Raw genomic sequence first — 11,837 nt, forward strand, 5'->3', positions numbered from 1 at the left:
GCCATGATGCGCTTGTCCCGCTGGTTGTTTCATTCCCTTGCCGCACTGCTGTGCGCCTTCTGTCTGGCTGCGATGCCCCAAACCTCTGCGTGGGCTGCCGGACAACCCCTGACCCAGGCCGATCTCAAGCCGTTGGCCGAAGACGACTTCGATGCCAAGGTCAAGACGCTCAATGCGCTGACCGCCGCGCCCGCAGAACAAGCCGGGCCGATCCTGCAAGCCTTGCAGAATGACGCGCTGTTCTTCGCGCCCGCCGCCGGCATGGTGCGTCAGGATGGCGAGAAGTACCTGGACGCGATCACTGGCCAGCCCGTCACCGTCAAGGCTGACGACCTGCAATCCCTCACACTGAACAATGCCCTGCGTGCCCAAGTGGACAGCGCGGCGAGCGGCTTCGTGCTGCAATCGCCCGATCGTGCCGTGCGCGCACAAGCGGTCGACACCTTGCTGGCGCATCTCGAGACAGCATCGCGGCCGATTGTCGATGCCGCTCGCAAGCACGAAACTGACACTGCTCTGCGCGCCAAGCTCGACCTGCTGTGGGCCAACCTGGCACTGGACGACGGCACGCATGCCGAGAAGCTCGAAGCGCTCAAGCTGCTTGCGGGCGATACCAATCCGCAGACGCGCCAGCGCATCGCCCCGTTGCTTGCCAAGGACAGCGGCGCCGACGATGAACTGCGCGCCGCGGCCCAACAGGCGCTCGACGGCCTCGCCGCGCAGCAACGCAAGGCCGAGCTGGTCGGCAACCTGTTTGCGGGGCTGAGCCTCGGTTCGGTGCTGCTGCTGGCCGCTCTCGGGCTGGCCATCACCTACGGGCTCATCGGCGTCATCAACATGGCGCACGGTGAGTTCCTGATGATCGGTGCGTACGCCACCTACGTGGTGCAGACCATCTTCCGCACCTACTTCCCCAGCGCATTCGACTGGTATCTGCCCGCAGCACTGCCTGCCGCGTTCCTGGCGGCGGCCATCGTCGGTTTTGCGCTGGAACGGCTGGTGCTGCGTCACCTGTACGGCCGTCCGCTGGAAACGCTGCTCGCCACCTTCGGGATCAGCCTGCTGCTGATGCAGGCGGTGCGCTCGCTCTTCGGTGCGCAGAACGTGGAGGTGGCGAACCCGAGCTGGATGAGCGGCGGCATTGCGCTGTATCCCGGGCTGATCCTGCCGTACAACCGGCTCGTCATCCTGCTGTTTGCGCTGGCTGTGGTGGCGATCGCCTGGGCGGTGCTCAACCGAACGCGCCTGGGCCTGTTCGTGCGTGCCACCACGCAGAACCGCACGATGGCCGCCTGCGTTGGCGTGCGCACGTGGAAGGTCGACAGCTACGCGTTTGCGTTCGGCGCGGGCATTGCCGGGCTGGGCGGCTGCGCGCTCTCGCAGATCGGCAACGTCGGGCCGGACCTCGGCCAGAGCTACATCATCGATTCGTTCATGGCCGTGGTGCTGGGCGGGGTGGGGCAGTTGGCCGGCACGATCATCGGCGCGTTCGGCCTGGGGCTCATCAACAAGTTCATTGAGCCGTTCTATGGCGCGGTGCTGGCGAAGATCATCGTGCTGGTGCTGATCGTGCTGTTCATTCAGAAGCGTCCGCAGGGCCTGTTCGCCCTCAAGGGCCGCAGCGCCGAGGCCTGATATGACGACGACCAAGTTCTCTCTCGATATTCCGGCGCGCATGCCGCTGCTGTCGCGGCGCGGGTGGTCTGCGCTTGTGCTCGTATCGCTTATCGTGTGCATTGGCGCGCCGGTTTGCGCGCTGCTCGTGCCGGAAGGCAGCCCGCTGCATCTGTCGGCGTATGCGCTCACGCTCATCGGCAAGATCATGTGCTATGCGCTGGCGGCGCTGGCGCTCGATCTGGTGTGGGGCTACTGCGGCATCCTCAGCCTCGGCCACGGCGTGTTCTTTGCGCTGGGCGGCTACGCGATGGGCATGTACCTGATGCGTTCCATCGGACGCGAGGGCGTGTACAAGAGCGATCTGCCCGACTTCATGGTCTTCCTCGACTGGAAAGAGCTGCCCTGGTTCTGGCACGGCACCGAGCACTTCGCGTGGGCGATGCTGCTGGTGATTCTGGTGCCCGGCGTGCTGGCGTGGCTGTTCGGCTTCTTCGCCTTCCGCTCACGCGTCAAGGGCGTGTACCTGTCGATCATCACGCAAGCGATGACGTACGCGGCCATGCTGCTGTTCTTCCGCAACGAGACTGGCTTTGGCGGCAACAATGGCTTTACCGATTTCAAGCGCATCCTCGGATTCCCAATCTCGGCGTTGCCTACGCGCACCGTGCTCTTCGTAGCCACGTTCGTCGCGCTGGTGCTGGCGTTCATTGCGTGCCGCGCCATCGTCACGTCCAAGTTCGGCCGCGTGGTCACGGCCATCCGCGATGCCGAAGCGCGCGTGATGTTCTCCGGCTACAACCCGCTCGGCTACAAGCTGTTCGTCTGGACGTTCTCGGCGGTGCTGTGCGGCATCGCGGGCGCGCTGTACGTACCGCAGGTCGGCATCATCAACCCGGGCGAGATGTCCCCGGGCAATTCCATCGAGATGGCGGTGTGGGTGGCCGTGGGCGGGCGCGGCACGTTGATCGGCCCGATCATCGGCGCGTTCCTCGTCAACGGGGCCAAGACGTTGCTCACGGCGTGGGTGCCGGAGTACTGGCTGTTCGTGCTCGGTGCGATTTTTGTGCTGGTGACGCTGTATCTGCCGAACGGCGTTCTGGGGCTGCTGGGCAAGCTGCGGATGAAGCGGCGCACGCCCACGCAAGCCAAGGCGCATGAAACCGCGACCGTCACCGGAGACCACGCATGAGCACGTTCACCGAACTCCCCGACCGCGCGGAGACGGGCACCGCCACCGGCATGGGCCATCTGGTCGAGCCGGACACCATCGACGTCTCGCACGGCGCCATCCTGTATCTCGAAGATGTGACGGTGCGCTTTGGCGGCTTTCGCGCACTGAACGCGCTCACGCTGTCGATCGACCACGGCGAACTGCGCTGCATCATCGGGCCCAACGGCGCGGGCAAGACCACGATGATGGACGTGATTACTGGCAAGACGGGGCCACGCAACGCCGACGTGACCGGCCGTGTCTTCCTCGGCCAGACCATCGACCTGCTGCGCCTGACCGAGCCGCGCATCGCGCAGATCGGCATCGGCCGCAAGTTCCAGAAACCGACCGTGTTCGAGCAGCACTCCGTGTGGGAAAACCTGGAACTGGCCATGAAAGCCGACAAGCGCTGGTGGGTCTCGCTGCGCGCGCGCCTGCTGAACGACGGCCGCCAGCGCATCGAAGAAACGCTCGGCCGCATCCATCTGGAAGCGGAGGCCTATCGGCCTGCCGGGCTGCTCTCGCACGGCCAGAAGCAGCGGCTGGAGATCGGCATGCTGCTGATGCAGCAACCGCAACTGCTGCTGCTCGACGAACCGGTCGCCGGCATGACGGACGAAGAAACGATGCAGCTTGCAACGTTGCTCAACGGTTTGCGCGGCACGTGCTCGATCATGGTCGTGGAGCACGACATGGAATTTGTTGCCGCGCTGGCGGGGACAGAAGGGCGCGTGACCGTGCTGGCTGAAGGCAGCGTCCTGGCCGAAGGCACGCTCGATGCCGTCAAGCGCGATGAGCGGGTGATCGAATCCTATCTGGGGCGTTGATATGTTGCAGGTCCAACAACTGAACCAGTACTACGGCGGCAGCCACATCCTGCGCAACGTCAGCTTTGACGTCCCTACGGGCAAGCTGACCACGCTGCTTGGCCGTAACGGCGTGGGCAAGACGACGCTGCTCAAATGCCTGATGGGCGTGGTGCCCACAGCCAGCGGTGCGATCGATTGGGAAGGGCGCACCATCCAGAAGCTGCCCGCGTACGAGCGTGTCTCGCAGGGCCTCGCTTATGTGCCGCAGGGGCGCGAGATCTTCCCGCGCCTGACAGTGGAAGAGAACCTGCTGATTGGTGCGGCCGCCAAGCGCGCGCCGTCCAAGGTGCCCGATTCGATCTACGAGCTGTTTCCCGTGCTCAAGGAGATGAAGGGCCGGCGCGGCGGTGATCTGTCCGGCGGCCAGCAGCAGCAACTTGCCATCGGCCGCGCGCTGATGAGCGAGCCGCGCCTGCTGATCCTGGACGAGCCGACTGAGGGCATCCAGCCGTCGATCATCCAGGAGATCGGCCGAACGCTGCGGCGCCTTGTCGATGAGTTCGGCATGTCGGTGCTGCTGGTCGAGCAGTACTACGACTTTGCGCGCAGCATTGCCGACCGCTATGTCGTCATGAGCCGCGGCGAGGTCATCGCCCAGGGCGACGGCGCCAATATGGAAGCCGATGGCGTGCGTGATCTGGTGGCCGTCTGATGCCCCGGCTGATGCCCCGGCATTCGACGGAAAAAGTCGAATGCCAAATCTGTGGCATCTGGCTATGATGAGAAAATTCCTAGCCGCCGTGCTGCCTTCCTGATGCGCCATCCCGATTTTCCTGTGCCGCCGCAGACCGATTCGTTCGCGTCCTGGGAAGCCTCGCTGCGCCTGGCGTTTGCACGGCGCGGTGAGCGCACCGTGCTGGCCACGTGCCGGCATCAGGGGCCGCTGCGGGTGCAGAAGGCGCTGTATCCGGAAGGCGAGGGCGTGTGCCATGCCGTCATGCTGCATCCGCCCGCAGGCATTGCCGGTGGCGATGTGCTCGATATCAACATCGAACTCGGTGCCGACGCGCATGCCGTGCTGACCACGCCCGGCGCCACCAAGTGGTACAAGTCGCTCGGCCGCACGGCCACGCAGCGCGTTGCCATCCGGGCAGAGACAGGCGCGCGGCTCGACTGGGTGCCACAAGAGAACATCGTCTTCAACCAGGCCTGCCCGATCATCGACCTGACGCTGGATCTGGCACCGGGCGCCACCGCCATCGGTTGGGACGCGACCATGCTCGGCCGCCACGCCGCCGGTGAATCGTGGGCCGAAGGCCGTATCGTCTTGCGCACCGCATTGCGCTGCAACGGCCAGCCGCTGTGGATTGAATCGGCGGCGTTCGACGCGCAATCGCCCGTGCTGAATGCGACGACGGGCATGGCCGGCTTCCACGTTGTCGGCACGCTGTGGGCCGTGGGCGAGGGCGCCACCGAAGCCCTGGCCGAATCGATGGCCGAGCACCTGCCGTACAACGACGACCTGCGCGCGGGCGTCACCTGCCTCACGCAAGATGCGCCCGGCCTGCCAAACGTTTTGTTGCTGCGCGTGCTTGCACGCCGGCCCGAAGATGCACGTGCCTTGTTGGCCCAGACGTGGCTGGCGCTGCGCGAACCGATGCATGGCGTAGCGGGCCGTCCGCTGCGGCTCTGGTCTACATGACGGCCACATGATGGCAACGTGACCTCGCATCGCCCGATCTGAACTGTACTGAATTGACCCTCACCGAAGAGAGCCCCACGTGGAACTGACCCCGCGCGAAAAAGACAAGTTGCTGATCTTCACCGCCGCCTTGCTGGCCGAGCGCCGCAAGGGCCGCGGCCTCAAGCTCAACTACCCGGAAGCCGTCGCCTTCATCAGCGCTGCCATCATGGAAGGCGCGCGCGACGGCAAGACCGTGGCCGACCTGATGCACTACGGCACCACGCTGCTCACGCGCAATGACGTGATGGACGGCGTGGCCGAGATGATTCCCGACATCCAGGTCGAGGCCACCTTTCCGGACGGCACGAAGCTCGTCACCGTCCACCACCCGATTGTTTGACGTTCTGAAGTCCGCACGCCACTCACCACTACGAGTCCCGCCATGACGCCTACCCTGTCTCGCTTCGTCCGGCCCGCTGCGGCCATTGCGCTAACGTTTGGCGCCTCTGTTGCCTTCGCTCACCCGGGGCATCCGGGCCATACCGCCGAGGGCAGCCTGCTCGCGGGGTTCCTGCATCCGCTCACCGGTGCAGATCACCTCCTGGCGATGGTGGCCGTGGGTGTGTGGAGCGCACTGGCCTCGCGCTCGGTGCGCGACGCGTTGTGGGCGCCGGTCGCCTTTGTCGCGTTGATGATCCTGGGCGCGCTGCTCGGCGCCGGCGGCGGGGCGCTGCCGATGGCTGAGCCGTTGATTGCCGCATCGCTGCTGGTGTTCGGCCTGCTGATTGCCGCACGCGCGCAGCTGCCGACCTGGGGCGGTGCACTGCTGTGCGGCGCGTTCGCGCTGTTCCACGGCTATGCGCACGGCACGGAATTCCCCGCAGGCGCGCAGGCCATGTTCCCGTATTTCGTTGGCGGCTTTGCCGTGGCGACGGCGCTGCTGCATACCGCCGGCATCGGCGCGGGCTTTGCACTGAAGCCGCGCATGGCGTGGCTGGCGCGTCTGTCGGGTGTGGGTGTGGCGCTGTACGGCGCAGGCCTGCTGGTTACGGCGATCTGAGGGGGCTTTCACCATGATCCCCGGCGAACTCCTGCCGCAAGACGGCGATCTGGAACTCAACGCAGGCCGCCCCACGGTGACGGTAACGGTGGCCAACACGGGCGATCGCCCGGTGCAGATCGGCTCGCACTACCACTTCTATGAAGTGAACGACGCGCTGCGCTTTGACCGCGAAGCTGCGCGCGGCTTTCGGCTGAACATCGCCGCCGGCACCGCCGTGCGCTTCGAGCCGGGGCAGGAGCGTACGGTCGAACTCGTGGCGCTGGCGGGTGATCGCGTGGTCTACGGCTTCGCCGGCCGTGTGATGGGCAAGCTTTGAGCGAGACACGGACATGACATTGAAGATCAATCGCCGCGCCTATGCGGAAATGTTCGGCCCCACGACGGGCGACCGCCTGCGTCTGGCCGACACCGACCTCATCGTCGAAGTCGAGCGCGACTTCACCGTCTACGGCGAGGAAGTGAAATTCGGCGGCGGCAAGGTCATCCGCGACGGCATGGGCCAGAGCCAGCGCGAATCGAAAGACTGCACCGACACCGTCATCACCAACGCGCTGATCATCGACCACTGGGGCATCGTCAAGGCTGACATCGGCCTGAAGAACGGGCGCATCTCGGCGATCGGCAAGGCGGGCAATCCGGACATCCAGCCCGGCGTGACCATCGTCATCGGCCCCGGCACCGAGATCATCGCGGGCGAAGGCATGATCGTCACCGCCGGCGGCGTCGACACGCACATCCACTTCATCTGCCCGCAGCAGATCGACGAGGCGCTCAACAGCGGCGTGACGACGATGATCGGCGGCGGCACCGGACCCGCCACCGGCACCTACGCCACCACCTGCACGCCGGGCCCGTGGTACATGCAGCGCATGCTGCAGGCCGCGGATGCGTACCCGATGAACATCGGCTTCCTCGGCAAGGGCAACGGCAGCCTGCCGGGCGCGCTGCGCGAGCAGATCGACGCAGGCGCCATCGGCCTGAAGCTGCACGAAGACTGGGGCTCCACGCCCGCCGCCATCGATTGCTGCTTGGGCGTGGCCGACGACACCGATACGCAGGTCGCCATCCACACCGATACGTTGAACGAATCGGGCTTCGTTGAAGCGACCGTCGCTGCGTTCAAGGGCCGCACGATCCACACGTATCACACGGAAGGCGCGGGCGGCGGGCATGCACCGGACATCATCCGTGTGTGCGGTGAATCGAACGTGCTGCCGTCATCGACCAACCCGACGCGGCCGTTCACCGTCAACACGCTGGACGAGCACCTCGACATGTTGATGGTGTGCCATCACCTCGATGCGTCCATCGCCGAAGACATCGCCTTTGCGGAGAGCCGCATCCGCCGCGAGACGATCGCCGCCGAAGACATCCTGCACGACCTCGGCGCGTTCTCGATGATCTCCAGCGACTCGCAAGCCATGGGCCGCGTCGGCGAAGTCGTGCTGCGTACGTGGCAGACCGCACACAAGATGAAGGTGCAGCGCGGCAAGCTGGCCGGTGATCCGAACGATGCGCGGGGCGGACATGACAACTTCCGTGTCAAGCGGTACGTGGCGAAGTACACGATCAACCCCGCGCTCACGCACGGCATCGCACATGAAGTCGGCTCGGTTGAAGTCGGCAAGTGGGCAGACCTCGTGCTGTGGAAGCCGGCGTTCTTTGGCGTGAAGCCGAGCCTGATCCTGAAGGGCGGGATGATTGCCTCTGCGGCGATGGGCGATGCGAATGCGTCGATCCCAACGCCGCAGCCAGTGCACTATCGGCCGATGTTTGGGGCAGCGGGCGGGGCGCTGGGGCGGACGTCGTTGACGTTCCTGTCGCAATCGGCTGCTGCGGCTGGCGTGGCGGAGCAGTATGGGTTGGCCAAGACCACGGCGGTCGTCAAGGGCACGCGTACTGTGAGCAAGGCGGACATGATTCATAACGACTGGCAGCCGGATATTTCGGTGGATCCGGAGACGTATCAGGTGGTGGCGGATGGGACGGTGCTGACTTGTGAGCCGGCGGAGGTGTTGCCGATGGCGCAGCGGTATTTCTTGTTCTAGCTGGTGGTGCGGGGTGGGCTCGGGTTTCTTGTTGTTGGTCCATCCGTCGTATCGTCCCCGGCAGGAGGTGAAACAAGGGATGCCACGCCGCTCCGAGATCGAAACTCCACGCGTGGAGATTAGAACCCGGCGCTTGGATTTCAGAACTTCGAGCTTCATAGTTGGATGACGAATTAGATCCTATAGATGCTTTCCATCAACAAACATCTCCCCGCGCCGCATGGCCTGGCCTCCGTGCTGGTCAAGCGTGCGCCCAAGCTGGTGCTGCCATTCCTGGAGCGCAGCCGCAGCCGCCTGCGCGCCGCCCTCGACGATGGCCGTGAAGTGGCCGTCGTGTTGCCGCGGGGCACCGTCATGCGCGGCGGCGATGTGCTGGTCGCTGAAGACGGCACGCTGGTGGAAGTGCAGGCCGCGCCCGAGCAGGTGCTGCGCGTAAGCAGCGACAACCGGCTCGCGCTGATGCGCGCCGCGTATCACCTCGGCAATCGGCACACGCCCGTGCAGGTGAGCGCCGATGCGCTGCAGCTCGAAGCCGATCCGGTGCTCGAAGACATGCTGGTCCGCCTGGGCGTGACCGTCGCGCATGTGGAGGCGCCGTTCGAGCCCGAGGCGGGCGCCTATGGTGGCGGCCATCGTCACGGCCACGATGCGACGTTCGAAGAGGACTACGCGGCCGCGCAGGCGCTGTACCACGAGCATCACGGGCACGATCATGGTCACTCGCATGGCCACGATCACGCACATGGTCACGACCACGACGACGGCCATGTCCATGGGCCCGGTTGCGGCCATCACCACCATCACCATGACTAACGCGGCGCAGCTCACCGCCTTGCTGCATCTCGCGTCCCCGGCGCTGCCGGTGGGCGCGTTCAGCTATTCGCAGGGGCTGGAGGCGGCGGTGGATGTGCGGCGCGTGGCGGACGAAGCGTCGGCTGCCGCGTGGATTGCCGAGGGGCTCGACGTGCTCGCCGCATGCGAGGCACCGCTATGGCTGCTGCAGTTTGCCGACTGGCAGGCAGGCCGCTTCGATGCCGTTGCCGAGCGCGATGCGTGGTTCCTCGCCACCCGCGAGACGCGCGAGCTGCGGCTCGAAACGTCTCAGATGGGCTGGTCGCTCAATCGCCTCATCCAGCAGATGGAGTGGGGCGATGACGCACTGCGCAGTGCCTTGGCCGCATGCGCTTCGGTGACGTTTCCGACAGCGTTTGCCGCCGCTGCTGCCGCGCTGAATGTCGACCCGCGCGATGGCGTGACGGCGTACTGCTTTGCCTGGGTGGAAAACCAGATGGCGGCGGCAGTCAAGGCCGTGCCGCTCGGGCAGGCTGCGGGGCAACGGATTCTCTTTGGCCTGCACGCAGCGGTGGCGCGTGCGGTGGAGGAGGCGACGCGCCGTGCGGCCTGTCATCCGCCTGAACTGTCTACGTTTTCGCCGGGGCTGGGCGTGCTGTCCGCCCGGCATGAAACGCAATACTCACGACTCTTTCGTTCCTGAACCTGATCATCATGCGAACCAAGAAACTTCCTGCCCTGCGCGTTGGCGTGGGCGGCCCGGTGGGCTCCGGCAAGACCACGCTGCTCGAAATGCTCTGCAAGGCGATGCGCGAGCGCTACGACCTCGTGGCGATCACCAACGACATCTACACGAAGGAAGATCAGCGCCTGCTGACCATCTCCGGCGCGCTGCCTGCCGAACGCATCATGGGCGTCGAAACCGGCGGCTGCCCGCACACGGCCATCCGCGAAGATGCGTCGATCAACCTTGAAGCGGTGGATCGCATGCTCGCCAAGTTTCCGGATGCGGATGTCGTCTTCATTGAGTCGGGCGGCGACAACCTCGCGGCGACGTTCAGCCCCGAGCTGTCGGACCTGACCATCTATGTGATCGACGTGGCCGGCGGCGAGAAGATCCCGCGCAAGGGCGGCCCGGGCATCACCAAGTCGGACCTGCTCATCATCAACAAGACCGACCTGGCGCCGTATGTCGGGGCGTCGCTGGAGGTGATGGAGAGCGACACGCGCAAGATGCGCGGCGATCGGCCGTTCGTGATGTGCAATCTGCGCGCGCAGGGTGGGTTGGATGAGGTCATCAGGTTCATTGAGCGGCAGGGGATGCTGGCGGCCTGAGGAGCCGGATACGGGGCACTCCCGATCGCACGGCAAGTCAAATCCACGGTGGTCTGTGCGTGATGGGAGGTGCCGGATGGGAACACGTCGTTGGCTGCTGCTGGTGGCATTCGCCTGGGGTGCAGCGGCGTGCACTCCCGTCGTCTCGGGCCCGTCTTACACGATGGAGGTGCGCCTGCATGACGGCAAGCATGTGCGCTGCGCCATCAACGAGCCGCTGGTCCGGCCCGCTCCGCCGGGGCCGGCGCTGACTACGCGCGAGCGCAACGAAGCCGAGGTGCTTGCGCTTGCCCCGATGCGGCTGGAGGTGGGGCCCAGGTCGCCGTATCCGACGCCTTATACGGCGCCGGATGTCCAGTGTCTTGCGCTGCCGCTTTGAACGAGGCGCTAGTACAAGCCAGGAATCAGGCGCCAGGTCCGGGCACGGTATGCGTCGTATTCGGCGCCAAATTGCGATTGCAGCAGGGCTTCCTCAGCGTGCATGCGTGCCACCAGCGGCGGAATCAGCAATGCGGTGAGCACCACGCCGGCCACCGCCCGGAATCCCAGGCCCCATCCCAGCGTACTGACCAGTAATCCCACGTAACTGGGGTTGCGCACGTAGCGGTAGATGCCGCTGGTCATCAGCGTATGGCCCGGCTGAATCGCCACCAGTCCGCTGAAGCGGTTGCCCAGCACATGCACGGGCCACAACCGCAGGGCGCCGCCCGCGGCATAGAGCACCACACCCAGCCACCTCACCAAATCGCCGTCGATGCAAAAGAGGTCGTGCCGGTCCGTATACGCCGGCAGCCAGGCGCTGACGAGGCCGATCAAGCCAAACACGGGCAACACCCACCGGTTGGACCGGTCCTCTCGCTCACCGGCGCTGAGATTGCCGCCTGCGAACATTGCAGCAATCGTCAGCGCAGCCGTCACCACCACCAGCGCCACGCGTGCCGGATGCGCAAGCAGCGGGCCAACGCCGCCCCAGCCCCACGCTGCGAGCGCGAGATAGCCGAGTACCGAAATCACCGCTGCAAAACCAAACCTGGCTGATGCCGCCATGATTGCTCCAGGAGAATCCGCATGCGCTCAGTGTAGGACCGGCGCGGGGTGCGCCCTGCTAACGGCCATTAAAAAGGCCGCATGCGCGGCCTTTTGTCTCGTGATTGACCCGTCCTGAATAAGGTTGACACTTTTTCCCCGCCAGGGAGTGAGGGTCAAGATGGAAGGGCAGAAGAAGCGAACGCAGAGGGACTACACGCTGGCTTTTAAGTTGGCAGTGGTTGAGCAGGTG

General features: G+C 65.4%; 14 protein-coding genes. 13 read left to right on the forward strand and 1 reads right to left on the reverse strand.

Annotation, left to right across the window (positions count from 1 at the left end):
* Positions 1–3: 3 nt before the first annotated feature.
* The 13 genes from urtB (at position 4) to CFE42_RS17175 (ending at position 10,937) form a co-directional block, all read left to right on the forward strand.
* Positions 4–1,635 (forward strand): urea ABC transporter permease subunit UrtB, encoded by a 1,632-nt coding sequence (gene urtB / locus CFE42_RS17115; RefSeq protein WP_004630764.1) that lies wholly within the window; start codon positions 4–6, stop codon positions 1,633–1,635.
* A 1-nt stretch (position 1,636) separates the two neighbouring features.
* On the forward strand, positions 1,637–2,806 hold the full coding sequence (urtC, locus tag CFE42_RS17120) for an urea ABC transporter permease subunit UrtC (RefSeq protein ID WP_004630763.1): 1,170 nt from the start codon (positions 1,637–1,639) through the stop codon (positions 2,804–2,806).
* Positions 2,803–3,654, forward strand: a complete 852-nt coding sequence (gene urtD, locus CFE42_RS17125) for an urea ABC transporter ATP-binding protein UrtD (RefSeq protein ID WP_004630762.1) — start codon at positions 2,803–2,805, stop codon at positions 3,652–3,654. Before urtC ends, urtD begins: the two co-directional genes overlap by 4 nt.
* 1 nt (position 3,655) lies before the next feature.
* A complete protein-coding gene (gene urtE / locus CFE42_RS17130; protein ID WP_004630761.1) occupies positions 3,656–4,348 on the forward strand; it encodes an urea ABC transporter ATP-binding subunit UrtE in 693 nt (230 codons plus the stop codon).
* Positions 4,349–4,450: 102 nt separating this feature from the next.
* Positions 4,451–5,338, forward strand: a complete 888-nt coding sequence (locus tag CFE42_RS17135) for an urease accessory protein UreD (protein ID WP_004630760.1) — start codon at positions 4,451–4,453, stop codon at positions 5,336–5,338.
* A gap of 79 nt (positions 5,339–5,417) precedes the next feature.
* The gene (locus tag CFE42_RS17140; RefSeq protein ID WP_004630759.1) at positions 5,418–5,720 is read left to right on the forward strand and encodes an urease subunit gamma; all 303 of its coding nucleotides are present in this window, start codon (positions 5,418–5,420) and stop codon (positions 5,718–5,720) included.
* Between the two features lie 42 nt (positions 5,721–5,762).
* Entirely contained in the window at positions 5,763–6,380 is a 618-nt protein-coding gene (locus CFE42_RS17145) for a HupE/UreJ family protein (protein WP_004630757.1), read from the forward strand.
* Between the two features lie 13 nt (positions 6,381–6,393).
* Positions 6,394–6,699, forward strand: coding sequence for an urease subunit beta (locus CFE42_RS17150; protein WP_004630755.1), 306 nt, complete (start codon positions 6,394–6,396; stop codon positions 6,697–6,699).
* A gap of 13 nt (positions 6,700–6,712) precedes the next feature.
* Entirely contained in the window at positions 6,713–8,431 is a 1,719-nt protein-coding gene (ureC, locus tag CFE42_RS17155) for an urease subunit alpha (protein ID WP_004630752.1), read from the forward strand.
* Positions 8,432–8,617: 186 nt separating this feature from the next.
* On the forward strand, positions 8,618–9,244 hold the full coding sequence (gene ureE, locus CFE42_RS17160; RefSeq protein WP_004630750.1) for an urease accessory protein UreE: 627 nt from the start codon (positions 8,618–8,620) through the stop codon (positions 9,242–9,244).
* Positions 9,237–9,926 carry an urease accessory protein UreF gene (locus CFE42_RS17165; RefSeq protein WP_037044200.1) on the forward strand — a complete coding sequence of 230 codons (690 nt, stop codon included), beginning with the start codon at positions 9,237–9,239 and terminating at the stop codon, positions 9,924–9,926. Before ureE ends, CFE42_RS17165 begins: the two co-directional genes overlap by 8 nt.
* 11 nt (positions 9,927–9,937) lie before the next feature.
* A complete protein-coding gene (gene ureG, locus CFE42_RS17170; protein WP_004630747.1) occupies positions 9,938–10,558 on the forward strand; it encodes an urease accessory protein UreG in 621 nt (206 codons plus the stop codon).
* A 76-nt stretch (positions 10,559–10,634) separates the two neighbouring features.
* Positions 10,635–10,937, forward strand: a complete 303-nt coding sequence (locus CFE42_RS17175; protein ID WP_004630745.1) for a hypothetical protein — start codon at positions 10,635–10,637, stop codon at positions 10,935–10,937.
* Positions 10,938–10,945: 8 nt separating this feature from the next.
* Here the strand turns inward: CFE42_RS17175 and CFE42_RS17180 are convergent, their stop codons facing one another.
* A complete protein-coding gene (locus CFE42_RS17180) occupies positions 10,946–11,605 on the reverse strand; it encodes an isoprenylcysteine carboxylmethyltransferase family protein (RefSeq protein ID WP_004630744.1) in 660 nt (219 codons plus the stop codon).
* Between the last annotated feature and the right edge of the window lie 232 nt (positions 11,606–11,837).

Origin of the sequence: Ralstonia sp. PBBBR1 (genome assembly GCF_002256165.1) — a bacterium.
In the GTDB taxonomy this organism is placed as follows: Bacteria; Pseudomonadota; Gammaproteobacteria; order Burkholderiales; family Burkholderiaceae; genus Ralstonia; species Ralstonia thomasii.